The 25,802-nt window shown below is 61.4% G+C and carries 23 protein-coding genes; 12 read left to right on the top strand and 11 right to left on the bottom strand.

Annotated elements, in window-relative coordinates; all coding sequences use genetic code 11:
• The first annotated feature begins 99 nt into the window (after positions 1-99).
• Positions 100-1,143, top strand: coding sequence for an ABC transporter substrate-binding protein (locus T370_RS0109325; protein ID WP_016360694.1), 1,044 nt, complete (start codon positions 100-102; stop codon positions 1,141-1,143).
• A 77-nt stretch (positions 1,144-1,220) separates the two neighbouring features.
• On the opposite strand, the gene T370_RS0109320 is transcribed toward T370_RS0109325, so the two are convergent.
• The 4 genes from T370_RS0109320 to lnt form a co-directional block, all read right to left on the bottom strand.
• Positions 1,221-2,234, bottom strand: a complete 1,014-nt coding sequence (locus T370_RS0109320) for a UshA-like (seleno)protein family 2 (RefSeq protein ID WP_428829479.1) — start codon at positions 2,232-2,234, stop codon at positions 1,221-1,223.
• 6 nt (positions 2,235-2,240) lie between these two features.
• Positions 2,241-2,516, bottom strand: a complete 276-nt coding sequence (locus T370_RS0109310; protein WP_005028452.1) for an HU family DNA-binding protein — start codon at positions 2,514-2,516, stop codon at positions 2,241-2,243.
• 395 nt (positions 2,517-2,911) lie between these two features.
• Positions 2,912-4,067, bottom strand: a protein-coding gene (gene prfB / locus T370_RS0109305) for a peptide chain release factor 2 (protein WP_156034392.1) whose coding sequence is annotated in 2 segments (ribosomal slippage) — positions 2,912-3,991 and positions 3,993-4,067 — 1,155 coding nt in all. Because the reading frame shifts where the segments join, the coding sequence is not laid out codon by codon here.
• Between the two features lie 20 nt (positions 4,068-4,087).
• On the bottom strand, positions 4,088-5,665 hold the full coding sequence (lnt, locus tag T370_RS0109300; RefSeq protein WP_029435560.1) for an apolipoprotein N-acyltransferase: 1,578 nt from the start codon (positions 5,663-5,665) through the stop codon (positions 4,088-4,090).
• Between the two features lie 431 nt (positions 5,666-6,096).
• Between lnt and T370_RS0109295 the strand changes: the two genes are divergently transcribed.
• Genes T370_RS0109295 through T370_RS0109270 form a run of 6 tightly spaced genes read left to right on the top strand, consistent with a single transcriptional unit; the run spans position 6,097 to position 11,447 of the window.
• Positions 6,097-8,031 (top strand): NADH-quinone oxidoreductase subunit 5 family protein, encoded by a 1,935-nt coding sequence (locus T370_RS0109295; protein ID WP_005028444.1) that lies wholly within the window; start codon positions 6,097-6,099, stop codon positions 8,029-8,031.
• Positions 8,031-8,879 carry a respiratory chain complex I subunit 1 family protein gene (locus T370_RS0109290; protein ID WP_005028443.1) on the top strand — a complete coding sequence of 283 codons (849 nt, stop codon included), beginning with the start codon at positions 8,031-8,033 and terminating at the stop codon, positions 8,877-8,879. The genes T370_RS0109295 and T370_RS0109290 overlap by 1 nt, the downstream gene beginning before the upstream one ends.
• 30 nt (positions 8,880-8,909) lie before the next feature.
• Positions 8,910-9,401, top strand: a complete 492-nt coding sequence (locus T370_RS0109285) for an NADH-quinone oxidoreductase subunit B family protein (protein WP_005028441.1) — start codon at positions 8,910-8,912, stop codon at positions 9,399-9,401.
• A gap of 41 nt (positions 9,402-9,442) precedes the next feature.
• Positions 9,443-9,835: an NADH-quinone oxidoreductase subunit C gene (locus T370_RS0109280; protein WP_005028439.1), complete on the top strand. Its 393-nt coding sequence runs from the start codon at positions 9,443-9,445 to the stop codon at positions 9,833-9,835.
• 10 nt (positions 9,836-9,845) lie between these two features.
• A complete protein-coding gene (locus T370_RS0109275) occupies positions 9,846-10,922 on the top strand; it encodes a hydrogenase large subunit (protein ID WP_005028437.1) in 1,077 nt (358 codons plus the stop codon).
• Between the two features lie 12 nt (positions 10,923-10,934).
• Positions 10,935-11,447: a 4Fe-4S binding protein gene (locus T370_RS0109270; protein ID WP_005028433.1), complete on the top strand. Its 513-nt coding sequence runs from the start codon at positions 10,935-10,937 to the stop codon at positions 11,445-11,447.
• Between the two features lie 202 nt (positions 11,448-11,649).
• On the opposite strand, the gene T370_RS0109265 is transcribed toward T370_RS0109270, so the two are convergent.
• From T370_RS0109265 to metK, 3 genes are all read right to left on the bottom strand, one after another.
• Positions 11,650-13,134, bottom strand: a complete 1,485-nt coding sequence (locus T370_RS0109265) for an ATP-binding cassette domain-containing protein (RefSeq protein WP_029435558.1) — start codon at positions 13,132-13,134, stop codon at positions 11,650-11,652.
• Between the two features lie 295 nt (positions 13,135-13,429).
• Positions 13,430-14,248, bottom strand: a complete 819-nt coding sequence (locus tag T370_RS0109260; protein ID WP_005028428.1) for a histidinol-phosphatase — start codon at positions 14,246-14,248, stop codon at positions 13,430-13,432.
• 419 nt (positions 14,249-14,667) lie between these two features.
• On the bottom strand, positions 14,668-15,843 hold the full coding sequence (gene metK / locus T370_RS0109255) for a methionine adenosyltransferase (RefSeq protein ID WP_005028425.1): 1,176 nt from the start codon (positions 15,841-15,843) through the stop codon (positions 14,668-14,670).
• 292 nt (positions 15,844-16,135) lie between these two features.
• Here metK and T370_RS0109250 point away from each other — a divergent pair, with 292 nt between their 5' ends.
• Together T370_RS0109250 and ispH are read left to right on the top strand one after the other, a co-directional pair.
• Positions 16,136-16,729, top strand: a complete 594-nt coding sequence (locus T370_RS0109250; RefSeq protein ID WP_005028423.1) for a hypothetical protein — start codon at positions 16,136-16,138, stop codon at positions 16,727-16,729.
• Between the two features lie 217 nt (positions 16,730-16,946).
• Positions 16,947-17,804 carry a 4-hydroxy-3-methylbut-2-enyl diphosphate reductase gene (gene ispH, locus T370_RS0109245; protein ID WP_005028422.1) on the top strand — a complete coding sequence of 286 codons (858 nt, stop codon included), beginning with the start codon at positions 16,947-16,949 and terminating at the stop codon, positions 17,802-17,804.
• Between the two features lie 70 nt (positions 17,805-17,874).
• On the opposite strand, the gene T370_RS0109240 is transcribed toward ispH, so the two are convergent.
• A complete protein-coding gene (locus T370_RS0109240; RefSeq protein ID WP_005028417.1) occupies positions 17,875-18,141 on the bottom strand; it encodes a phage regulatory CII family protein in 267 nt (88 codons plus the stop codon).
• Between the two features lie 406 nt (positions 18,142-18,547).
• On the opposite strand from T370_RS0109240, the gene T370_RS0109235 reads away from it, so the two are divergent.
• The gene (locus T370_RS0109235) at positions 18,548-18,814 is read left to right on the top strand and encodes a DUF1653 domain-containing protein (protein WP_029435557.1); all 267 of its coding nucleotides are present in this window, start codon (positions 18,548-18,550) and stop codon (positions 18,812-18,814) included.
• Positions 18,815-19,162: 348 nt separating this feature from the next.
• Positions 19,163-20,791, top strand: a complete 1,629-nt coding sequence (locus T370_RS0109230; protein WP_156034391.1) for a hypothetical protein — start codon at positions 19,163-19,165, stop codon at positions 20,789-20,791.
• A 205-nt stretch (positions 20,792-20,996) separates the two neighbouring features.
• Here the strand turns inward: T370_RS0109230 and hemL are convergent, their stop codons facing one another.
• From hemL to T370_RS0109215, 3 genes are all read right to left on the bottom strand, one after another.
• The gene (hemL, locus tag T370_RS0109225; RefSeq protein WP_005028414.1) at positions 20,997-22,271 is read right to left on the bottom strand and encodes a glutamate-1-semialdehyde 2,1-aminomutase; all 1,275 of its coding nucleotides are present in this window, start codon (positions 22,269-22,271) and stop codon (positions 20,997-20,999) included.
• Between the two features lie 86 nt (positions 22,272-22,357).
• On the bottom strand, positions 22,358-22,834 hold the full coding sequence (ahbB, locus tag T370_RS0109220) for a siroheme decarboxylase subunit beta (protein ID WP_029435555.1): 477 nt from the start codon (positions 22,832-22,834) through the stop codon (positions 22,358-22,360).
• Between the two features lie 8 nt (positions 22,835-22,842).
• Positions 22,843-24,429: a hypothetical protein gene (locus tag T370_RS0109215; protein WP_005028407.1), complete on the bottom strand. Its 1,587-nt coding sequence runs from the start codon at positions 24,427-24,429 to the stop codon at positions 22,843-22,845.
• A 204-nt stretch (positions 24,430-24,633) separates the two neighbouring features.
• On the opposite strand from T370_RS0109215, the gene hypD reads away from it, so the two are divergent.
• Positions 24,634-25,716 carry a hydrogenase formation protein HypD gene (gene hypD / locus T370_RS0109210; protein WP_029435554.1) on the top strand — a complete coding sequence of 361 codons (1,083 nt, stop codon included), beginning with the start codon at positions 24,634-24,636 and terminating at the stop codon, positions 25,714-25,716.
• Positions 25,717-25,802: the final 86 nt, after the last annotated feature.

The following is a 25,802-nucleotide window of genomic DNA, read 5'->3' as shown; positions in this document are numbered from 1 at the left end:
AGTGCCCCGTACCCACTCTATGCTCGTTACGGCCGCCACGTCGCGGCCGGACAACATTCCGATCGGGCGGGACCCCTCCCTCCCCGGCAGAGGTGATCTATGAGATTCCGCGTTTTGATGAGCCTTCTGGCTTTCGTCCTGTGTCTGCTCCCTTCTCACGCAAAAGCCGCCGAGCAACTGCAAACGGCCTGGATCGGCGAGCATGAGGCGTTCCTCGTCTGGTATGCCAAACAGAAAGGATGGGACAAGGACGCGGGCCTTGATATCCGTATGCTCCGCTTCGGCTCCGGCGACAAAATCGTTTCCCGGCAGGGCGACTATCAATGGAAAATCGCCGGATGCGGAGCCGTCCCAACGCTCATGGCCGCCTCCAAGGGGCAATTCTACGTCGTCGGCATCGGCAACGACGAATCCGATCTCAACGCCATCTATGTCCGTCCCGACAGCCCGATCCTGAAGGCCAAGGGAGCCAATCCCCGTTATCCCGACGTCTACGGCAGTGCGGACACCGTGCGCGGCAAGCTCATCCTGTGCCCGGAAAAAACCTCCGCGCACTATCTGCTCAGCACCTGGCTGCATATCCTCGGGCTCAAGGACGAGGACGTGAAAATCCAGAACGTCCTGCCCGGCCCGGCTGTGGACATGTTTTCCAAGGGATTCGGAGACGCCGTTTCCATATGGGCTCCCGCCACCTACACGGCGGCTCAAAAGGGCTATCAGATTGCCGCCAGCTCCCCGGACTGCGGCATCCGCCAGCCTATTCTTCTGCTGGCCGACCGCGAGTTCGCCGACAAGAACCCCGAACAGGTGCGGGCTTTCCTGCGCGTCTACCTCCGCGTCGTCGACGCCATGCACAGCGAAGGCTTCGATGCGTTCGTGCAGGAATATATCCGCTTCAATAAGACATGGAACGAAAAGCTGATGACGCGCGAGGAAGCCGTGGAAGACCTCCGGGCTCATCCCGTGTTCTCGCTGGGAGAGCAGATCACGCTTTTCCATCCCGAATCCGGCAACCTCAGGAACTGGCTCCGCGGCATCACCGCCTTCTACGGCAGGATCGGAGAACTTTCTCAGGAAGATGTCGCCAACCTGAATGCGTTCGGTTTCCTCAACGACTCGTTCCTCAAGGGCCTCCAGCAGTAAGAGTTCCAAACTTTTTGCGAAAAGAAACGCGCCGCCCCAACAGGGACGGCGCGTTTGCATAAGCTCTCTTGGCTGTTTCAGCGGGCTGCCTTCCCTGCCGCCAGCGCTTCCATATGCGGATCGGACGGGACGGCGGAGGTGAGGCGCACTTCCTGCGCCTGCATGGAGAGGCCCCATTCCCACGCAAAGGGCACGCCCGGCTCGGGCAGGGCCATGATGTCGATAGCCATGACGCTGCGCCCGTCCTTGTCGGCCCGCGACCAGATGAGGCCGGGGGCCTGCGCGTTGACCTCGCCCGCGAACGCCGCGCCGGGGCCGCCGCCGAGCAAAAGATGATAACGCTGTTCCAACGCCTCGCGGACGGCGAACTCTCCCTCAAATCCCCACGGGCTGATCCCGATGCGGATTGCGGCGTCGGAAGCGGCATCGGCAGCGGCAAGCACCGACGCAAGGAGCTTCGGCGTGGGCGCCTCCGTTTCCGGCGTGCCTCCCGCCGACAGCGGCGGGAACAGGATCACCGCCACGGGCACCCCGCCGACATGGAACCGCTTCGTTACGGGCGTATCGCCCACTTCGAAGAAATTCCGGGGGCGCGACGCACCGAACCATGCGGCGGCACCGGCGGACAACATGCCGCAGTCGACATGCAGGGCGTCGTACACGGCGCGCACTGCTTCCGGCGAGGCATCGCCCGTTTTCGCGGGATCGGGGAGTTCGGTATCGGGAGAAAATTCGTCCGCCCCCACCAGCGTCAGGGTGGGCACGGGTTCGCGCCGATAGCCTTCGAGAACGGTGGCCCGCCGGGCCACGCCGCCTACCAGCGTGTGTCCTCAGGAAGGGCAGGGATGAAGCACGCCGTGGGAATCGGCGGCATACAGGATGCGCAGGATCGGCTGCGCCGTGGCGGAAACGGAAAGCTCAGGGGCTGTCCGCAGCCCTTCCCCCTCGGGGAAAAGCTCAGAGGCCACCGCTGTCCCGATAAAAGAGAACAGCAGCAGGCACAAAACAAGAAAGCCGGGGGAGGCGGACTCCCCCGGACATCTGCGGGATGTTTTCACGCCGTCCGTATTCACAGAGACGAATTCCCGCATCTCAACTTACGCGTTGAGATATTCTTTGAGTTCTTTCCCGGCGCGGAAGAAGGGAAGGCGCTTGGGTTCCACGGCAACCTTTTCACCGGTGCGCGGATTGCGGCCAGCATAACTGCCGTATTCCTTCACCTTAAAACTGCCGAACCCGCGGATCTCCACACGGCCGCCTTCAAGGAGGGAATCCTTCATGCTGTCCACAAACGTGTTGACCACAAGGGTCGCCTCATCCAGAGAAATGTTGGCCTGATCAGCCAAGGCTTTGACCAGCTCGCTTTTGTTCATGACAACTCCGTGAAAAGTGCAGTATTGCTGCAATATACATAAGCCCCACGGCATGGGCAAGAGGATTTCTAACAGAAAATCACTTTTACTCTCACCATGTTGTGAATCCCCCGACAGCAACTCGCCCCCTTCCGAGAGTCGCCTGTTCCTTCTCCCGCAAGGCTTTTAGAACGGTTTGCGCCGGTTACGGAACAACACCAGCCTTGTTTCACTATACAATCATCGATATTTCAAAAATGGCAAACGGTTCGCGGGCTGAAGGGAATAATGGGGAAAATGGAGGGGAGGAGACATTTTTTTAGGAAACGTCTCCTCCCAATCCCCAATATCTTCACGTCGTTTTTTGCGGGTACCGCACGCAGAGCGGTTTTCTCCAGCCCACCGGGAGCTGCCCTTTACTGCTGCTGTTGCTGCCTGTTTGCATGCTGCCACAACAGGTAATCACGGAGCAGTTTGTCGATGCGTCCATCAAGCACGGCGTCGGTGTCGCCGATTTCGCAGTTGTTGCGATGGTCCTTCACCAAACGGTACGGCTGCAGCGTGTACGTACGGATCTGGCTGCCGAAGCTGATGGCATTCTTGCCCGCGTACTCGGCCTGACGGGCGGCATCGCGCTTGCTCAATTCCAGATCGTAGAGGCGCCCGCGCAGGATGCGCATGGCGGAATCCTTGTTGTGATGCTGCGAGCGCTCGTTTTGGCACTGGACGGAGATGCCCGAGGGGATGTGCGTGATGCGCACGGCGGAATACGTCGTGTTCACGCCCTGCCCGCCGGGGCCGCTGGCGCAGAAGATGTCCACGCGCAGATCCGATTCCTTGATCTCGATTTCGATGTCGTCGCCCGCGTCGGGGATCACATCCACCGAGGCAAAGGAAGTGTGGCGGCGTCCCGAAGAGTCAAAGGGAGAAATACGGATGAGGCGGTGGATGCCGCGCTCCCCTTTGAGGAAGCCATATACGTTCTCGCCGGAAATACGCAGGCTCACGCTCTTGATCCCGGCTTCGTCGCCGGGCAGGAAGTCCAGCTCCTCTACGGAAAAACCGTGCGAGTCCGCCCAACGCAGGTACATGCGCTGGAGCATCTGCGCCCAGTCCTGCGCCTCCGTGCCGCCCGCGCCGGGGTGGATTTCGAGAATGGCGTCGGCGTGATCCTCTTCGGAAGAAAGGAGCAGGTTGGTTTCCGTTTCTTCGAGGAGTTCGGTGAGGCGCTCGATCTCCGCGCTCAACGACTCCAGCGCTTCGGCGGCATCTCCGCCTTCCTTGATTTCCGCGCCGCCGGAAAGCTCCTGCGCCATTTCCTGCCAGTCGAGCATGGAGGCATGGCAGTTCTTGAGCGTATCAAGACGGTCCAGTTCCGCTTCCAAACGGCTCTTCTCGCGCAGCACCGGGGTCAGCTTTTCCGGGGCGTTCCACGCGTCGGGCGCGGAGAGCTCTTTCTCTATTTCAGCGAGACGTGCGGACAGGGAAGGCTGGTCAAAGACGCCCCCAGAGCGTCTCGAACTGCGAGGACAACGCCGCGATGCGGCTTTTCAAATCAGCAAGCTGAAGCATTGGAAATCCTTGTCGTTCGGTTAGATGTGACGCCGGAACCGCGAAAGGACCGGCGCGAAAAACGTGAGAAAAAGAGCAAGCCCGGCCCACGGCAGCCACGGTTCCAGAGTGAAAAAGACGGATTTCTCCATCAGCGGGACGACCGGGTGCGACAGGCTCTCGGCCTTGAACAGGCCGCTGCGGGCCACGACGGCCCCCGTCGGGTCCACGAAGGCGGAAATGCCGGTGTTCGTGGAACGGGCTATCCAGCGGCGCTGCTCCACAGCCCGCAGGATGCCGAGGGAAAGATGCTGCTCGGGAGCGGAGGACCGCCCGAACCATGCATCGTTGCTGATGTTCACCAGCAGCGTGGCCCCTTGGGCGACCTGCTTGCGGGCCAGCTCGGGAAAGATGGATTCATAACAAATGAGCACGCCCAGAACAAGCGGCCCCCGATCCGGCGAAAGCTGCGGCGTGGCGGGCAGGACCAGCGGCCCGGTGGACTCGCCGGGCAGGAACTCGCCCACGCCCTGCAGCAATGGCCGCAGGAACGGCAGATCGAGGAACGGCGGCACGTACTCCCCGAAGGGCACAAGATGTTCCTTGTCGTACCATCCTTCGCCCACCCCGTTCGGCGCTATAAGGTAAGCACGGTTGAAGGCGTCGACAACCCCGTCCCCGCGATTGCGGAACCCCGGCGCGCCGAACAGCAGGGCCACGCGGCGATCCCTCGCAAAGGCGCGGATCGCCGCCGAAAGTTCCGGCGCGGTCTGATAATCGAAGGGCATGGCCGTTTCAGGCCAGATCAATAGCTCGGGGCGCTCCGATTCCGGCACGGACAGGGATTCCGCGCTCAGGGAAAGATAACGCCTGACCGTAAGCCGCTGCATGGCCGGCTCCCACTTCACGTTCTGATCAAGGTTGCCCTGCTCCAAGGATACCCACAGCCCTCCTTGGCCGGAAGGCGCAAAAGAGAGGGAAAACACGCCGAAGGCAACAACCAGAAAGATACCTGCAAGGGAACCGCCAAGGGCCGGAAGCCAGCGCTTCCGAAGCGCATGAGGGTGCCGCACACGGAGAATCCCTTCCGCACAAAGGCAGGACAAGCCAGCCAGCAGGCCGCCGAGCCCATACGCACCGATCACCGAGGCCAGCTGGATGACGGGCGTCCACGGCGTGAAGGCCGAGGCCAGCGTAATCCAAGGGAAACCGGTGAAGAACCAGCCCCGGAAGCATTCCATAAGATACCAGCCGAGCCCGAGCGCCACACCCTTCCGCCATGCCGGTTCCCCCCTCAGGGCATGGGCCAGCGCGGCGAACAGGCTTCCGTACAGGCCGATATACGCGCCCATGAGCAGCGGGCAGGGTGCGGAGAGCGCCCACGGCAGCCCCCCGAAGTCGTGAACCGGGATGGCCAGCCAGTAGAGGCAGGCCGAGGCCCCCGCCAGACCGCAGAGCCAACCGAGCCGGAAAGCGTGTTTCCAGCTTGTGGAACCTGTCCCAAGCAGGAACAGGGAGGCCGGATACAGGAGCGCCGCAGCCGGAAAAGACGCCACGGGATTGGGCATACCGATCCAGAGCCCCGCCGCGCCGCAAAAAATCCACCAGAGCATATTCATGAGAAAAACAAGCCGAAAGCGCCTTCAAAAGTCAAGCGAAAAGACGAAAGGGGTGTCCGGAAAAAGCAATCGTGCCACGATGCTTCAAAAGGTGTGACCTTCAAATGTTCCCAACTACCTGTGAAAACATTCCTTAATAAACTGTTTAACCAACCAGTTGTGCTATTTCTTCCTTGACGCCCCATTGCTTTTGAGCCATGAAAATAAATCGGATGGAGGGGGGATTTTTTCATGTCCGGACCGCTTTTGGCGAGTTTGCGGCTGACCTTTTTTCCCTTCTCGACATCCGTGTATTTTCGGGTCCGACCGTGCCCGGGGCGCGAATCCCGCCGGCCGATCCCGCTTTTGTACGGTCCTGAGCGCTCAGGAAACCAAAGACTCCCGGAGGGGGGTCGCGTTCGGGTCAACCCCGCAAGTCAAGTGAGGCGTCCATGTTGCAATTGCTCCTCTTCGGCTGCATCGTTTTTCCGCTGATCGCGGCTGTCGCTGTAGCCCTGGACAAAGAAGGAACCCTGCGCCGCCGCATCGTGTATGCCGGCACCGGGATCACAGCACTGTCCGCACTGGGCCTAGCCCTGTACGGCAGCTTCGTGCTGCCCATATCGCCGGACAGTTCCCTCCAGCCCCTGATGACCGTGCTCGATCTCGCCTTGCTCGTGTTCATCCTGTACGTGGCCGTGAATATACGCCACAGGCTGTCCATGGGTCTCGCGCTCGGCCAGCTGGCCGGTATGATCTACCTCGATTTCTTCATGCTGGAAGGCCATCAGGCCACCGCATTCCTTGCGGATCCGCTGGCCCTCGTCATGGTGCTCGTGATCTCCCTCGTCGGCGGGATCGTGTGCATTTTCGGCCTCGGCTACATGCAGGAGCATGAGGATCATCTCCGCCTCGCCAAATCCAAGCAGTCCCGCTTTTTCTTCTTCCTGCTGCTGTTCCTTGGCGCGATGAACGGCCTCGTCCTCTGCGACAGCCTCACATGGGTGTTCTTCTTCTGGGAAATCACCACCCTGTGTTCCTTCTTCCTCATCAGCCATGACGGCACCCGCGAAGCCAAGCGCAACGCGACCCGCGCCTTGTGGATGAACATGGTGGGCGGCATCGGCTTCCTCGCCGCCATGCTGTTCATGCAGAAGGCCATCGGCACCCTGTCCATCCAGGCCATGCTGGCCCAGTCCGTGGTCATGCATTCCACGGCCGCCATGCTGCCCATCGCCTTCCTCTGCTTCGCCGCGTTCACCAAATCCGCGCAGCTTCCCTTCCAGAGCTGGCTGTGCGGCGCCATGGTCGCCCCTACGCCCGTTTCCGCCCTGCTGCACTCCTCCACGATGGTCAAGGCCGGCGTCTACCTTGTGCTGCGCCTCTCTCCGGCCTTCGCCGGGACCATGCTCGCGGGCATCGTTTCCCTGACCGGCGCCTTCACCTTCGTGGCCGCTTCCGCCCTGGCCTGCGGCCAGAGCAACGGCAAGAAGATCCTCGCCTACTCCACCATCGCCAACCTCGGGCTCATCATCGCGTGCGCCGGCATGGCGACCCCGGCGGCCATCACCGCCGCCATCCTGCTCATCATCTTCCACGCGGTTTCCAAGGGCCTCCTCTTCCTCTGCGTGGGCACCATCGAACAGCACATCGGCTCGCGTGACATCGAATCCATGCGCGGCTTGTACAAGATCATGCCCCGCGTGGCGGTCATCACGCTGTTCGGCATCGTAACCATGATGCTGCCGCCCTTCGGCGCGCTGCTCGCCAAGTGGATCGCCATCGAAGCGTCCGCCTCGGCCCCGGCCTTCATGCCCGTGCTCGTGGTGCTCATCGCCTTCGGCAGCGCCCTCACCGTGCTGTTCTGGGCCCGCTGGGCTGGCCTGCTCCTCGGCAGCGACCCGCTGAGCGACAAGCGCCCCGTCCCCGAGCACCTCGACGGCACCATGAGCTTCGCCCTGCGCACGCTCCTCTACGGCGCCATCGCCCTCTCCCTCTTCGTGCCGTGGATCTTCAGCGGCATCGAACAGAGCATCGCCTCGCTGTTCGGGGTTGAGGGCATGTTCGCTTCCGACTGGGGAATCCTGACCAACGGCAGGGGGCTGTTCGCCGTCTATCCCATGTTCTTCCTGCTCGCGCTCGGCATGTGGTATGCCCTGCGCCAGTCCAAAAAGGCCGAACGGGGACCCTGCGCGCTGCCTTACCTCTCCGGCATCCAGTATGTGCAGGACGGCAAGGTGGGTTTCAACGGCCCGCTGAACACCTTTGTGGAACCGAAGTCGTCCAACTATTATATGGAAGCCTGGTTCGGTGAACAGACGCTCACCGGCAGGATCAACACCATCGCCATTGTCCTCATGGTGGTCATGTTGGGAGGTCTGCTCTAATGCTGAAGCTCATTTTCGCCCTCATCGCAGTCGCTGTAGCCGTTCCCGCGGGCGGACTTCTCGCCGGGGTGGACAGACGCCTGACGGCCCGTCTCCAGTCCAGGCAGGGGCCGCCGCTGCTCCAGCCCTTCTACGACGTCCTGAAGCTTTTCGGGAAAGCCCCTTGCGTGACCAACCCGTGGCTCATCTTCTCGTCCTACGTCTGTCTCATGGCTTCGGCCATTGCCCTGCTCATGTTCTTCATGCAGGGCGACATGCTGCTGCTGTTCTTCGTCATGACGGTCGGCGCGGTGTTCAAGGTGGCCGGCGCGCTTTCCGCCGACTCGCCCTACAGCAACGTGGGCGCGCAGCGCGAACTGCTCCAGATGCTCGCCTACGAGCCGCTGGTCATCCTCACCTTCGTGGGCATGTCCGCCGCCACCGGCAGCTTCATGATCTCCGACATCTACGCGCTCGACGTGCCGCTGCTGCCGCACCTGCCGTTCCTGTTCATCGCGCTCGGCTACGCGCTGACCATCAAGCTCGCCAAGTCGCCCTTCGACATCGCCTCCTGTCACCACGGGCATCAGGAAATCGTGCGCGGCGTGCTGACCGACTATTCCGGCCCCCAGCTCGCGCTGCTCGAAATCTCCCACTGGCTCGACGTCATCCTGCTGCTCGGCCTGTGCTCCCTGTTCTGGCACACCAGCATCACGGGCATGGTCGTCCTGCTCGTGCTGACCTACGCGCTCGAAATCGTCGTCGACAACGTCTGCGCGCGTATGACGTGGGGCTGGATGCTCAAGCATGCCTTCGGCATCACGCTGGGCCTGGCCATCTTCAACATCCTCTGGCTCTACGTCCGCTAGAACCGAAGCCCAGACTATCGGGGGTACCCCATGAATTTTTCGGCATTGCATGAAAAACTGAATCAATACATCAACAAGGGACGTCTGAAGTCCCCTTGGGTAGTCCATTACGACTGCGGTTCCTGCAACGGGTGCGACATTGAAGTGCTGGCCTGCCTCACGCCCGTCTTCGACGTCGAACGCTTCGGCATCGTGAACATCGGCGATCCCAAGCACGCCGACGTGCTGCTCGTCACCGGCACCGTGAACCAGCGCAACAAGGACGTCCTCAAAAACCTTTACGACCAGATGCCCGAACCCAAGGCCGTCATCGCCATCGGCGCCTGCGCCTGCACGGGCGGCGTGTTTCAGGACTGCTACAACGTCGTGGGCGGCGTGGACCATGTGATCCCCGTGGACGTCTACGTGCCCGGCTGCGCGGCCAAGCCCGAAGCCATCATCGACGGCGTTGTGCTCGCTCTTGAAGTGGTCAAGGGCAAACTCGGACTGCGGGACATGCCCCAGACGACCATTTTTGAATAAATCGACGACGCGCGGCCCCGTGCCGCGCTCCGGAGGAACATATGCCCCCATCAGTTGCTCGCCTCGAAGCCGAGCCGATCACGCTTGAAACGGTCCGCGCCGTGGCCAAGGCCAATTTCGACGCCGGGTACCGTTTCGTGACCCTGTCCGTGCACAACCTCGGCGACGGCAATCTCGATATCATTTACCACTACGACAAAAACCTGAACATGCGCCATTACCGCCTCACCGTCCCGCTGGGACAGGCGGTGCCGAGCATTTCGGACATCTATTTCTGCGCCCTGCTCGTGGAAAACGAAAGCCGCGACCAGTACGGCATCACGTGGGACGGGCTGATCCTCGATTTCCAGGGCAGCCTCTATCTGGAAAAGGACACGCCGCCGCCGCTTCTCCGTGGCCCTTCCTGCACCCTTTCCACCGTCACCAAAAAGTAGGGAGCGCGTCATGTCCCGTACGATCATTCCTTTCGGACCGCAGCATCCGGTTTTGCCGGAACCGATCCATCTCCAGCTTGTCATGGACAACGAAACCGTGGTCGAAGCCCTGCCCAAGCTCGGCTACGTCCACCGCGGACTTGAAACGCTCACCACGCTCCGCGACTACAACCAGATGATCTACATCGTGGAACGCGTCTGCGGCATCTGCTCCTGCATCCACGCCCTGTGCTTCTGCCGCGCCATCGAACACCTCATGGACGTCGAAGTGCCGCGCCGCGCCGCCTACCTGCGCATCATCTGGTCGGAACTCCACAGAATGCACAGCCATCTGCTGTGGCTCGGCCTTTTCGCGGACGCCCTCGGCTTCGAAAGCCTGTTCATGCAGTTCTGGAAAATCCGCGAACGCATCATGGACATCAACGAAGCCACGGCGGGCAACCGCGTCATCATCTCCACCAACATCGTCGGCGGCGTGCGCAAGGATCTCTCCCGTGAGCACCAGCGCTGGATCCTCGACGAAATGGATACCCTTGAAGCCGAAATGCGCCGCCTCGAAAAGGTGACCATGGAAGACTACACCGTCAAAAAGCGTACGGTGGGCATCGGCGTGATGACCGCTCAGGAAGCCATCCAGCTCGGCGCCGCCGGGCCGACCCTGCGCGGCAGCGGCGTGGCTCAGGACGTGCGCCAGACGGAATACGAAGCCTTCGCGGAACTCGGGTTCACGCCCGTGTCCGTCCTCGACGGCGACTGCTGGGCCCGTACCAAGGTCCGCTTCCTCGAAGTGCTCCAGTCCATGGAAATCGTCCGCCAGGCCATCAGCCACCTGCCCGACACGGAAATCAACGTGAAGGTCAAGGGCAACCCCTCCGGCGAAGTCATTTCCCGCGTCGAACAGCCCCGCGGCGAGTGCATGTACTATGTCAAGGGCAACGGTTCCAAGTATCTCGACCGCGTACGCATCCGCACCCCCACATTCGCCAACATTCCGCCCCTGCTCCATATGGTGAAGGGAATCCAGCTTGCCGACGTTCCCGTCGTCGTGCTTTCCATCGACCCCTGCATCAGCTGCACCGAACGGTAGGAGGAACTCGTCATGCTCATGATCAACACCATACTCCGCAACTTCCTCAAGCGCCCCGCGACGCGGAAGTACCCGATGGTGAAACGCGACCCCTTCTCCAACTACCGGGGCCGTCTCATCAACAACGTGGAATCCTGCATCTTCTGCCGCATGTGCTCGACCAAGTGCCCGGCGCAGTGCATTTCCACGGACCCGAAGGAAGCTTTCTGGGGATATGATCCCTTCTCCTGCGTCTATTGCGGCATCTGCGTGGAAGTCTGCCCGACCAAGAGCCTCTTCATGCTCTCGACCCACCGCTCGCCGGTCCCCACCAAGTTCGTCGTGTACCACAAGGGTACCGCCCGCGTGGCGAAGCCGCGTCTGGCCTCCGTGCCCAAGGTCGCCCCAAGCGAAGTGCATTCCGAAACGCCCCCGCCCAAGGTCGTAGCCGCCGTGGAAACCCCGGCCGAAGCCCCCATCGAGGAGCCCAAGCCCACCCCCAAGGCGACCCCGCCCGCGACCCCCGGCGGCAAAAAGAAGAAATAAGGGCCTCCGGCGGCAAGGGGCTACCGCCCCTTGACCCTGTCCGGGGGAAATGATTTCCCCCGGCCCCCTCAGAGCCCAACGAAAAGGTCCCCATACGGCTTTGCCGTATGGGGACCTTTTCGTTGGGCAGGAAGGCCGATTGTGTTCGGCCTTCTACGCGGGGGAACCTTTCTGAAATGAGTTTTCTCCTCCAAACGCCCCTCTACCCTTGCTCCCAAATCGCGGAGATACGCCCGTTTTCGAGCTGGAGCATGTGGGTAATGGCGGGGAAAATGTCGGCCTTATGATGGGTGACGAGGATCATCTGCACGCCCTGCCGCGCAAGCTGGTTGAGCAGCGCAAAGAACTCGTTACGCGACGGGGCGTCGAGGCCTGAGAACGGCTCATCAAGCAGCAGGAGATCCGGTTCCCCGGCAAGGGCTCGGGCAAGGAGCAAGCGGCGGAATTCCCCGGTTGAACAGGAACGGATCGTCCGTTTCGCTAAAAATTCCAGATGCAGGGACGCGAGGATATCCGTTACCTGTGCCAGTTCCTTCTCGGAGGGCTCACGGTACACGCCCACGGAGTTGTCGATGCCCGAAAAGACAAGCTCCTCGCCCGTGATGTCGTAGGTGTAGGTCGCCTGCTGGCGATCCGATACCAGACGGACGCCTTTGCGCAGCACTTCGAGCCGATCCACAACGCCGCCCTGCCGGGGCAGTTCGCGCACGATCTCGCCCCCGTAGGCCACAATCTCATCGCCCGCCAACAGACGCAGCAGCGTGGACTTGCCCGCGCCGTTGCCGCCGAGCACGGCCCAGTTCTCACCGGGATTGATGGTCCAGTTGATGTTGTACAGCACGGGCACGCGATCGATAAACACCGAAGCGTCCTTGATGGCGATACGGGCCGAACATCCCCGGATGCCCTTTAGCTCCGGAGCACTGGCAACCGGAGCCGGTTCCTTTTCCGGTTCCACCGCCGTTTCCAGCATGGGGCCGTCCACGGCCTTCCCGTTTTCCAGCACGATCTGGCGGCCAATCCAGCTGGGAAGCGTTTCGGGGCGATGAGTGGTCATAACCAGCGTAGACAGCTCGGAGGCGCGTTCCAGCGCGTCCAGAAGGGTATTGCGTGCCCGTGCGTCCAAACCGTCGGTCACTTCATCCAACAGCAGCACTTCCGGCTCGCGGACAAGGGAGCGCGCCACCAGCATCAGCCGGAGCTGCCCTTGGGACATGGCGGTTACGGGCTTCTTCAAAAGATGCACGCCGCCAAGGAGACGCACGAGCTGATACGCCGTCTCGCACATTTCGGACGTGGGCTGCTGCGCAATGTAGATCGCGTCGGAAAAGCCGCCGAGGACCAGACGCTCGCCGTCCACCCGCCACTCCTGATGGACAACCCGCTCCTGCTGCATGGCCGATACCAACGAAGTCACCTTACGACCCGTGAGCGGCGACGGATCCGCCCCTTCCGGCCCATGCCAGAGCACCCGCCCCGCGCGCCGGTGATCGATCTGATCCGGCCACTGCTCGCCGCGCAACAGCCGCAGCAACGTGGACTTGCCCGCGCCGTTGCCGCCGCGGATGACGGCATGTTCCCCCTCGTAGAGTGTGAGGTTAAAATCATTCAGGATATGCCGTTCCGTACCCGGATAGGTCACAAACACATGCTCAATTTCAATGAGAGGGCGACGCGAAGGTTCCACAATACGCTCCAAAGGTCTGCAAAGAAAAAAGAGAATCCTGCGATTCCCTTTCATGAAAACGGCACACGAAAAAGCAACGGCCTTCCCGCCGCCTTTTTACCTTTCCAGCGCGGCAAGGCAATCGTCCTACTGAGAGAGTATGACGGATATCCTGCATCCTTTTCGCCTTTCCGCCAAACAGGACTCCCTCCGCGCGGCCTCCCCACCAGTCGAAAGTCTTTGGAGGGAGAGGGGAGGGGTTGGGAGGGGAGAGGGCCCCTTTCTCCAGAAAGGGGCCCTCTCCCCTCCCAATCTTCTAAAAACCGATCTCGCGGGGCTTCCTGTTCTCAAAAATGACGCTGGACGTGTAGCCGTAGGAACGGGCATAGGCTTCCAGCTGATCGAATGCGTAGGCGGGCGTGTTCGGACAATGCGCATCGGACCCAAAGCTGATCTTCACACCCAGATCCGAAGCCAGCTTCATGATCGCCGGGTGAGGATAAATCTCATTGCACGGCTTGCGCAGCCCGGCGGAGGATATCTCCATTACCAGCCCATTGTCGCGGATAGCCGTCAAAGCCTCGCTGATCAGGGCAAGGCTCTCCGGCATGGCGAGCCATTGATGGAATACATCCACGGAATACAGCTTGATGATGTCGGGATGCGCGGCTATGTCCACCAGCCCGCTGCGGGCCATGTCCGCCAACGTACGGAAATAGTTTTCATAACGCGTGTAGCACTGCTGCGGGCTGATCTTCCAGTCGTCCTGGGTGAAGTCGAACCCCCACGAACCAAGGAAATGGATGCCTCCGATGATGTAGTCGAACGGATACGCCGCGACGGCGGCCTCCATGAAGGGCCGCTCGGAGGGGAACCAATCCAGCTCCATGCCGAGCAGCACCTTGGGCGAGCCCGACAAGGCGCGGAGCTGCATGACTTCGCTGGCGTAACGCACGAAATTCTGGCGCAGGTGTTCCCGGTATTCCACAGGATAGGAATAGGCCTCGGGGCGGGGGGAATGCTCGGAAAAACCGTATACGGCAAGGCCGCGATCCTTGGCGGCGGCATACATCTCGCCAACGGACGCCTTGCCGTGGGACGCGTTGGTATGATTATGAACGTCTGCAACTATCATGGCCTGACTCTCGTAGTATGTTTTGGCCCCGTCGAAAAAACGGGAATGTCGCGCCGCAGCGCGTATTGGCTACAGTTCAAGGAAACAAAGCCGATGTCAAGCGTGGAATACGCTATTTATCCAACGAGTCGTACCCGCTTCCATTGGGAGCGTACCGGACCCAAGGTTGATAGCTTGCCGAGAAAGGGGCTTTTTCCGGTTTGCCTCCTCCGAACGAAAGCCGGGCAAGCTCCGCGGCAGCACCCATACCGCCCCTCCGCATACATAGAATCTCTCTCGGGATTATCTCTAACGCGAACGATTTGCCAGCAAAAAAGACGCCCCCGTAGAGGCGTCTTTCCTGTTCCCATAAAGGTCTCAAACGCTGAGCTTGACGCTCAAAAAAGACCTTTCAGAGAGTATGACTGTACGGACCGCGCTCAAACCTTCGCGGCGGTACGGAGATCGGCGGCTGCGTCGGTATGTTCCCACGTGAATTCGGGGAGTTCGCGGCCGAAGTGGCCGTAGCAGGAGGTCTTCTTGTAGATGGGGCGGAGCAGATCGAGGCGCTTCGTAATGTGGTAGGGGCGCAGGTCGAACACTTCACGCACGGCCTTGGTGAGCACTTCGTCCGGGATATCGCTCGTGCCGAGGGAGGACACCAGCACGGACACGGGCTCGGCCACGCCGATGCAATACGCGATCTGCACTTCGCAACGCGGGGCCAAACCGGCGGCGACCACGTTCTTGGCCACATAGCGGCCCATATAGGCGGCGGAACGGTCGACCTTGGAGGGGTCCTTCCCGGAGAAGGCGCCGCCGCCGTGATGCCCGGAACCGCCGTAGGTATCCTGAATGATCTTGCGCCCGGTCAGGCCGCAGTCACCCATGGGGCCGCCGACAACGAAACGGCCCGTGGTGTTGATAAAGATCTCGCAATCCTTCTCGTCGAACAGGCCGGTGGGTTCCAGCACGGGACGGATGACCGTGCGCTTCACGGCTTCGATGATATCGGCCTGGGAAGCGGACGCGGCGTGCTGCGTGGACACGACCACGTTGTTGATGCGGATCGGTTTGCCGTCGACGTATTCAAAAGAAACCTGCGTTTTGCCGTCGGGACGGAAGAAGTCCACCAGACCGTCCTTGCGGGCCTTGGTGAGCTGCTGCGAAAGCTGGTGCGCCCAGTAGATGGGAGCGGGCATGAGAGTCGGAGTCTCGTTGCACGCGAACCCGAACATCATGCCCTGATCGCCGGCACCCTGGTTTTCCGGGTCCTCACGGTCCACGCCCTGCGCAATGTCGCCGGACTGATGGTCGATGGAGGAAATAACGGCGCACGTCTGCCAGTCAAAGCCCATTTCGGAGCTGTTGTAGCCGATTTCCTTGATGGTTTCGCGGACGACCTTCGGCAGATCGGCATAGCCCTTGGTGCTGATTTCACCTGCGATGACGGCCATGCCGGTCGTCACGAGGGTTTCGCAAGCCACACGGGAGCCGGGATCCTGTTCAATCAATGTATCAAGGATGGCGTCGGAAATCTGGTCGGCGACCTTATCGGGATGACCTTCGGTCACGGACTCGGACGTAAAGAAATATCTGCCTTTTTCGGGCTGCATGGTATAGCTCCTTAATCGGGCGACGAAACGGACATCGCCTGTAAATTGACCTTATTCCATCTTGATATGCCGGATACGGAATCCTCACATATTCATATCAAGGTATCCAGATATATACATACAGTTGTCTTTTACCATGACGCCTTCCCGTTGTCCAGTACCTGCGGCATGATTTCTCTGCCGGAACCCGCCGTCATCCCGGAGGATCGTCCAATACGGCCCTTTATGGCCCAAAATCCAGTTGACCTCCCTCGCCGCTCCCGGCACACTTCCCTCCCGTGAGGAATTTGCCATGAATCCGGCCTATCAGGGACAACTCGATGTTTTTTGCGCCGCCTATGCGGTGATCAACGCCATGCGGCACATCAATGCCACGCGGCTGCTCACCTGCCGCGCTATCCTGCACGAAGCCTTGCTCGACGCCGCCCGCGATGAGGAATCGTTCTGTGCCCTTCTCGAGCAGCGGACAGACTATGTGGACTGGGTGGACGCCATGTTGTCGCGCCTGGAGAAACAGGGTTCGCTGCTGACGGCCCGCCCCTTTCCGACCCATTTTCCCGGCCCGAGCGCTCCTTCCCCCGCCGTCCTCTGGGACGCCATCGCCGACTGGCTGCGGCGCGGCGAACGCAACGCCGTACTGCTCCAGTTCGTCCGGATCCTATACCCTACAGAAGCGGTGATACGGCATTGGACCTGCTGCAACGATGTGGTCGGCGATACGCTCATGCTGTTCGATTCCAGTATTGAGCCCGGGGCCCTCCATCAGCTTTCCCGCGAGAGCCTTATTTCCGATCCTGCGGACGACGGCCCCGGCAAGATTCTCATCGTCCCGTACACCATCCGATTCCTCGGCCCGCGGCTTCAAGGCGGAAAAAGACGACAGTAGGGCTGTTTACCTTGCAATGTATTCCGTGCCAAAAGGCTCCGATTCCGGAAACGCTGCGGGGGAGAAAATCGTTGCGTACGAAAGACGAGAAAGGATGGGCTCCGCGCTGGCGGGCTCGAGGGAAAAAAGCTTTTTCAGAACTATTTTCCTTCCCTAGATTTCTATACTTTTTTGAAGCTAAGCCTCTTTAATCCAGCGACAGCATTGAGGAGAACGTATGGCAACAGTATTGCGCGCCAAAACGGCGGGGTTTTGCATGGGGGTGGGGCTTGCCCTGCGCAAGCTCGATCAGGCCCTCAAGGAACACAGGGCCCGCAGCTCCGGCAGGCTGGTCATGCTCGGCCCCATCATCCACAACCCGCAAGTCATGAACACGTATATGCAGCAGGGGGTCGTCCTCGCGCACTCGCTTGACGCCGTGCAGCCGGGGGACACCGTCATCATCCGGGCACACGGCGTACCGCGCGAAGACGAAGCGCGCCTGCTCGACCTCGGGGCGCATGTCCTTGACGCGACATGCCCTAAAGTCAAGCAGGCGCAGCTCGCCATCGACGAGGCCACCCGGCAGGGGACTTCTCTCTACCTGTTCGGCGAGGCCGAACATCCGGAAGTGCAGGGGCTCGTCTCCTATGCCAACGGCCCATGCCTCGTGTTTGGGAGCTTGAAGGAATTGAAAGAAAAACAGACGTTCAAAGATACCCACAATGTGGTGCTGGCGGCTCAAACCACGCAGGAACGCGAGGAATTCGAAGCCATCAAAAAAACGCTCGCGGAAGGGCATTCCCTATCCGTGCTCGAAACCATCTGCGACGCGACGCGCAGGCGTCAGCAGGAAGCGCTGATGATTTCGCAACAGGCGGAGGCGATGATCGTCGTAGGGGGAAAAACAAGCGGAAACACGCGCCGTCTGGCCGATGTGGCGGAAAGCTGCGGCATTGCGGTGTGGCACATCGAAGTACCGGAAGAGCTGCCTCTTGAGGCGCTGAAGCCGTACGGCTTCATTGGCCTCACGGCGGGGGCTTCAACGCCCAGAAGCATTATCGACGCCGTTCAGGAATCGCTCAAGACCCTTTGAATCTTTCGGGAGGGCCGCCCGAAGGCGCCCTCCCGCTGCTGAATACAAATCAAGTATTCTTCCAACCGGGTTAGGCGCGCACCGTGGAACCCATGCCTTCCGCGGGTTCCAGACGATAACCCATTTCCAGGGCCATCTTTTCCAGCGGCGTCACATTGCCGGTAGTCTTCATGATGTGCATGAGTGTCTCGGCACCGAGCTTCGCGCCGGTGTCATAGGGATTCACTTCACGCAGAAGGGTCGAATAGGGCTTCCCGACAGCCTGCGCGATAGCCTTAGCACCGATAGGGCTTTCGAGAACGAGATCATGAACGGTGGTGATAAGATCGTTCGACATGGTTTTCTCCTGCATAAAGCATACGTTTGAAAGTTGGTGGCAAGTTGCTTTACGGACAGTGACCGTTTTCAACCGGAGCACCTCCGGCAACCCCCTTCTGGCAAAAAACTCCCTTTTCCGTAAGGAGTATCATAGGAGTACTTATATCAAAAAACCTTACATGAGAGGGAGTAGTCTCATGCAAAAGCAATGCTAAACGCCTGTACTCCCCCCCTGTTACGCCCTCGGATACCCCCCTATCCTTCTTAGAGTACTCCGCGGGAAATTTTCAAAAATCATCTTATTTTATTATAGGTTATACTCAACGCTCTCAGTCACGGGCGAGAGCAGAACCCCCTTTCTGCATCTCTCTAGGGGGAGTACTCCCCCATATACTCCCCCCTTTTTTCCATTAGAGGAGATCTTCATGACGACTTTCTTCCGCCACTACAAAAACCGTTATTATCAGATCGTAGGGGAGGCCCTCGATACCAGGGACGATACCCTCGTTGTCGTTTACCGCACGCTGTACCCCTCCGAGTACTCCCTCTTTACCCGCCCCAAAGAAGAATTTTTCGGTTCCGTACGGTGCCCCGACGGCTCCGAATGCCTCCGCTTCACCCCCGTCGAGTATGCCGAGCTCCCCGAAGACGCCCGGTCCCGTGTTGTCCATGAAGTGGAAATCTGGAGGTAAAGGAACTGTGGGGAGGCGGGAACGTTCCGGAGAAGCCCCTCACGCATCTTCCCCCTTTCCTTTCAAAGCTATTCGTAAACGGGACGGAATGACGGCCATGGCGGCGCTACGGGCGGAACCTTGCCGTCCCCTTCCCGACACTGCAAAAGAAAGGAACCGCCGGGAACGCACCTGAGGAAACAGCCTGCCGAAGGTGGGACGGCGGCGGGGAAGCGGCAAGGGCGGATCTTCGAATACTCCGACGCGGACGGGCCGAAAGGAGGAGGTATGGGGAATACGACAAGGCAAGGGATGAAATTCGGCCTTATCCTTTTATTACTGCTCGCAGGAGTCGTTTTAGGGATCCGCATGTTGTTTTCCCGCGAAAGCGGGAAGCCCCGCTATACGGACATGCCGCAACTCCTCGCCCTGTGCGATTCCAAGAACGCCCCCGCCGTGAAAGAGGCTTTGCTGCATTCGGACGAAGGGGCGCTCCGCAACGAAGAGACGACGCTCCTGCATGTCCTGCTGGAGCGCGATGCGGACCCGGCCGTCCTGCGCGAAGCGCTGAGCCCGCCGTCCCCCCTGCTCCGCATGGTGCAGCTTACGGACGCCCAAGGGCGGCCCCCCCTGCACATCGCCGCAGCCCGCGCCAACCCCGCCGCCCTGCTCCTGCTGCACTGCATGGGCGCGCGGGACACGACGCCGGACAGAGAAGGCAGGCTCGCGCTGGACATCATTCAGGAACTGGGCGCCGACGAGATGGCCGCGCGCCTGCCTTTCTGGGAAAACCGGGGGAAACAGGAAGGCAGGATGGTCGTGAACCTCCAGCAAAGCAAAACCGTGCAAATCCGGGGGAGGAAATACCGTCTGGAGGCGAAGGGGTTCCTTTCCTACGCCTCTCTTGCCACGAACGAGGGCGAGCTCGCCTATGTCGCCGCCGTTCAGGGCGCCGCGGCCTCCCTGCCCGAAGATGAGCGGTACAATATCCAAAACAACGATACCGATCTGCCGTACATTCCGGACCATATCGGCCTTTCCCCGTTGCCCGGGGATTCCGGGCGCGTTTCCCCCTGGTACTGGCGGAACGGCGGGTTCCGGGACGCGGAGTCGGGACGCCGGGCCGCGCTGCTCAAATGCCTGTGGCCGAAGGCTTCCCCGCTCATGCTGCGGGTCCTGACCGATCCGGGCTTCCGGGCCGATCCCGACAAGCTTGCGGGGGTACTCCTCGCCGAATGGTCGGCATGGGATATCCCGGGCGACGTTCTGGGCCCGGCACTGCTGGAAGGCAACGAAAACCTGCGGAAACGGCCGCCGGGCACCACCATCTGGTTCAGCCCCTCGGGGCTTTCCTCCTACCCGTGGTATCACCGCAACAGCACGCCCATGTTTTCCGTCTGGCTGCTGCTCGCCGCCCTGCGGGACGACGTCGCCTTGCCTCGGGAAGTCAGGGAAGCCGCGCCCGCTCTGGCCGATCTGTGCGACATCCGGGCCGCGCTGGGCCGCGAGCGCTGGAGAAAGGCGGGGCGGCATCTGTGCGCCGCGGCATGGCTGGAGGAACAAACGCCCACGGACAAACTGCTCGAAAAGGCCGTGGACGACTGGAACAGCCCCACGGACATGAAACTCATCATTCAAGCCTGGAGCGGAGGCGGCCGCATCGTGCCCAAGGGCCTCTGGCGGAAACCGGACGCCATCCGTTGCTGGGCGGCCCGACGGACCGAGGCGGGCCCGGACGCGGGCGAACCGCTCGTCTGCGTCGCCTCGATGCTCGGCCATGTGGACGAAGCAACCGGAAAACGCATGATCCGCATGATGCTGGCGTCCGGGGCGAAGCCGGACGTCCCGGACGAAAACGGTATGTTCCCGGAAGAGGCCGCCCGGCGTTCCGGCGCGTCCGCGGAACTGCTGAAGCTGCTCGCCGCACCACCTCCCGAATGGACGCAGGGCACGGACGGTGCGCCCCAACGGGACAAACAGGCACCCCCGTCGCCCTGATCCCCGGCCTCGGCGTCTCCACAGCCGCGCAACGGGGCAAACCTGATGACACAAAAACGAAACGGTTCCGTGTCCGGCAAAAACCGGATACGGAACCGTTTCGTTTTGAGCGGATTAAGAGAGAATACGGCCCAAAGGGCGGCGAAACCGTGAGCGCGGAACGAGCAGCGCACGCGGAGATTCGCCAGCCGCCGCGAACGCCCTTCTACAGCTTGATGCCGCGCACGGCGTCAAGCGTCTTGGCAAAGTCCTCTTCGGTATGGGCGAAGGAAACCATCGCCACTTCAAAGGCGGACGGAGCCACGAAGATGTTCCGCTCGCGCATGGCGCGGAAGAAACGGGAGTACATCTCCGTATCCGAATTCTTCACATCCTCAAAGTTGCGGAGCGGCCCGTCGGAGAAGAACACCGTATACATGGAGGCAAGGCGGTTGACCGTCACGGGCACGCCCTTGCCGCGCAGGATGGATTCCAGCTCGGCGGCGAAGGCTTCCACGCGGGCCTCAAGCGCGGCGTAATCGCTGGCCTTGAGCACGGAGAGCGTGGCGATGCCCGCGGCCATGGCGAGCGGATTCCCGGAAAGCGTCCCGGCCTGATACACGTCCCCGGCGGGAGCCACACGGCTCATGTACTCGCGTTTGCCGCCGAACGCCCCAACGGGCAGGCCGCCGCCGATGATCTTGCCGAGGGTGGTCAGATCGGGCGTGATGCCGAAACGGGTCTGCGCCCCGCCGTACTCGGCGCGGAAGCCGGTGATCACCTCATCCATGATGAGCAGCGCGCCGTGCGTGTCGCACAGGGCCCGCAGCGCCTTGAGGAAGCCTTCCTCCGGCAGCACGAGGCCCATGTTTCCGGCAATGGGCTCCACGATGATCGCCGCGATGTCCTTGCCGTACAGGTGGAAAATGTCCTCGACGGCCCGCACGTCATTGTAGGGGGCAAGCAGGGTGTCACGGACCGTGCTTTCCGGCACGCCCGGCGTGCCGGGGATGGAAAGGGTCGCCACGCCGGAACCCGCGCTGGCAAGGAAGGGATCGGCATGGCCATGATAACAGCCGATGAACTTCAACACCTTGGTGCGTCCGGTCACGCCACGGGCCAGACGCAGGGCGGACATGGTCGCCTCCGTGCCCGAGTTCACCATGCGCACCATATCCATGCCGGGGAACGCGTCCACGACCATGCGGGCAAGCTCGACCTCGGCGGGACAGGGAGCGCCGTAGCTGGTGCCCTTTCCGGCGGCTTCGACGACCGCCTTGGTCACCTCGGGATGGGAATGCCCGAGCAGCATCGGCCCCCACGATTCCACGAAATCGATCATCTCCTGGCCGTCCACGGTGGTCACGTGGCTCCCCTTGGCGGAAGCGATGAACAGCGGATCGGCCCCCACGCCGAGGCAGGCGCGCACAGGGCTGTTGACGCCGCCGGGGATCAGTTCACAGGCTTCCTTAAACAATTTTTCCGAACGAGTCGTCTTCATAATCTCCTCAGAGCGTTGGGTTGAACGGCAAGCGCCGCTGTCTTCACGTCAAAAAAGAGGCCGCCGCCCTTGCCGGGCCAACCGGCTTAAAAATACGTCATGGACGTTTTCTTCAATTCTTCAAGGCTGTCAAGCACGGCATACTCGTCAAGCGCCGTCTCGCGCCGCAATTCCTCAATGACCTGAAGGCATTCGTCCTCGCTGCGCCCGTGGACCATCGTATACAGCGTATAAGGCCAGTCAGGGGCCGAAGTCGGGCGGAAATACACGTGGGAAATGCGCTGGTTCTTGGCCGCCACCTCGCCTATGGCGTCGCTGTCGGCCTCGTCGACGATCCACGCGACCATCGCGTTGTGCGTCCAGCCGGTCTTCTGGTGTTTGATGCTGGCTCCGAAACGGCGGATGGAGCCGTCTTCCTTCATGCGGTGCAGAAGGTTCAGCACCGTCTCCTCATCGGTCCCCACTTCGCGGGCGATGTCCGCATACGGGGTCAGGGTGTCGGGGAGCTGGAACTGGACAATGCGCAGGATGGCGCGCTCGGTGTCGGTAAAAGCTGTGCTCATGGTCGTCCTTAATGATAGTTGTCGCCGGTGGTGATGAACAGCGGCTTGATCTCGTCGATGCGCCGGATGCCCGCGTGGGTCAGCACGATACGGAACCGCTCCAGATCGGAGCCGCAGCGATGGGTGATCTTGCGCACCATGTCCACATGGTAGACCTTGTCGCCCCCCACCACATCGTCCATACCGCCCTGAGGTTCGTCAAGAACTTCATCGGCATGCCGCAGAAAGTCCGAAATGTCAAAGCGCGAAATGTCCAGCAGCAGATTCTTGCCCTCATGGAAGGGATCTGGCAGCTCCTTGATGTCGATCCTCTTTGAATAATACAAAATATCTTCATTGTGGAACGCGTTCAGGATGTCCACGAAATGCGTCCTGTTCCGCAGGACGCGCACTTCCTTGGGGAGCTTGTCCCAATCCGCGAACCGGAACTGCTCGGCGCAATGCCCCAGACGCCTGCCGTAGCCGTCGCAGACGCGCAGCACCCGATCGGGGATCCATTTGCCGAATACCTTGAACAGTTTATGCTTGAGCACATCCTTGATGCGCTCGCGGCAGATATAGGCGAAAACGGCGATCACAAAGATCGGCGCGCTGAGGGACCCGGCCCCTTCCCACAGGAGCGTCACGGTCAGCGCGAGGCTCATGGCCACCGCCGCGATGAGGCTGTACAGCACGTGCTCCAGCAGCGAGTTTCCGGAATGGCGCTGCACGTTCAGGAACAGCGGCATGTCCACGTACTTCTTGAGCACGCTCCAGCGGAACACGGGCAGCTCGTTGTCCCCGGTCTTCGAGGGCATACTTTCGGGATAGCAGGACCGACGGTAGGCGCGCTGCGCTCCGAAACAAGCAAGGATATACGTGGAACACTTGTGCACGGGCGAGAGGCGGCGCACGATCTCGCCAAGCGTCCTCGTCGTGATGATGGACAGGTACTCGTCGCAATACAGGAACGCCGGGGCCCGCAAAAGGTTGCGCGCCGCCTTTGCCCGCTTGCCGAGCAGTTTGCGGTACCGCTTCAGGCACGCCACAGCCAGGCGGGTCAGATCATAGGCGGCCCGGGTCCGCTCGCTGCCGTCCTCAATGGCCAGCACCGCGTTTTTCCGCGCCAGCAGGGAAACCCGGAACGCAATGCAAAACAGTTTGAGGCTGTCCTCGTAACGTTCGCGGGTTTCCGGCGTATTTTGCCACAACAGATCATCAAGCCGCCTGGAACAGTCCTCGAGAATATCCGGAAACTGTTCCGGCAGCGTCAGCTCGATGATCTCCTCACCGCCGCCCTCCTCGGCCTCCAGTTTCCGCAGAGGCGGAGGCAGTTCGCCGCCAAGCAGCGACTCCAGCGGCCTGATGGGCACGCCGAGCCGGATATAGTTTTTGAGGCTTTGCTGATAATCGGTCGCCGTATAGCTCCAGCGGTTGATCTGGAGGCTCTGCGGAAAGAAAAACCACGTTTCCACGAGGTAGTGCAGCTTCCTGTCCTCCAGCGGGCAGGATACCTGCTGGCGGATTTCGAAGCGGCGCTTGCCGATGGTTCTGACCGCTTCGGCAAGCAGGGAGGCGTTGGGGCGGCGACGGCGACGGACAATGGAATAGGACATGATAGGGCTCTGGTAGGTTCACTTGACCATAGCCAAGGGCACAAACAAGATCAAGCGCACTCGATTTTGCCTCACTCAGGCGGAAATCAAGCCTTTATCGAACACCGGAAACAGGCTACAACAGGCGGGACGCCGATCGTGATGCCCGCACCGGCGCCCCCGGATGCCCCGTCCGGCCCCAACCGCTTTGCCCCGGAGAAACCCATGCCCACGCCAACGCTGCATGATCCCGAACTCTGCCAAGCCCTGCTCCGCCGCCTCGAAGACCTCCTCGACCGCCCCATGCGGTTTATGGAAGTCTGCGGAACCCATACCGTATCCATCTTCAGAGGCGGCCTGCGCACGCTCCTTCCCGAGCAGGTCACCCACCTCACGGGGCCGGGCTGCCCGGTCTGCGTGACCCACGACCGCGAAGTCGCCGCCTTCCTCAAGCTCGCCGAACAGCCGAACGTCATCATCGCCACCTTCGGCGACCTGATGCGCGTTCCCGGCCCGGACGGGCGTTCCCTCAAGCACGCGCAGGCCGACGGAGCCCGCGTATCCGTCATTTACTCCCCGCTCGACGCCCTGACCCTCGCCGCCGACAATCCCGACGCCACGGTCGTTTTCCTCGGCGTCGGCTTCGAGACCACCGCCCCGGCGGTCGCGGCGACCGTCCTCGCCGCCGAACAGCGCAAGCGGGACAACTTCGCCGTCTTCTCCTGCCACAAGCTCGTGCCTCCGGCGCTTGCCGCCCTGCTCGGCGATCCCGACAACGGCATCGACGCTTTCCTGTTGCCGGGGCATGTGTCCACGGTCCTCGGCCTTTCGCCGTTCCGCTTCGTGGCCGAAGACTGGAAGCGCCCCGCCATCGTCGCCGGGTTCGAGCCCGCCGACATCCTCGACGCGCTCTGCCGCATGGCCCGCCAGTACCGCGAGGGCGAATTCAAGGTCGAGAACGCCTACCCCCGCGCCGTCAACGACGACGGCAACCCCAAGGCACGGGCCATCCTGTCGCAGGTGTTCCGCACCGCCGACGCCCTCTGGCGCGGCCTCGGCGTCATCCCCGGCAGCGGCCTCGCGCTGGCTCCGGCCTACCAGCGTTTCGACGCCCTCGCCCGTCTCGGCCTCTCCCTGCCTGAAACCAAGCCCTTGCCCGGCTGTCGCTGCGGTGAAGTGCTCAAGGGCAAGATGCCGCCCAACGAGTGCCCCCTGTTCGGCAAGGTCTGTACGCCCGCCAATCCCGTCGGGCCCTGCATGGTGTCCACCGAAGGGAGCTGTTCCGCGTATTTCAAGTATGGATTGTAGAAGAGAGGAGCGGGAGGAATCGGGGGAAGGGAGAAGGGGCCTTTCTGGAGAAAGGCCCCTTCTCCCTTCCCCCGAACCCCCTTCCC

This window comes from Bilophila wadsworthia ATCC 49260 (assembly GCF_000701705.1).
Classification (GTDB): Bacteria; Desulfobacterota; Desulfovibrionia; order Desulfovibrionales; family Desulfovibrionaceae; genus Bilophila; species Bilophila wadsworthia.
Note: the sequence above shows the minus strand (reverse complement) of the source record. Positions and strands in the feature narration are given on the sequence as shown.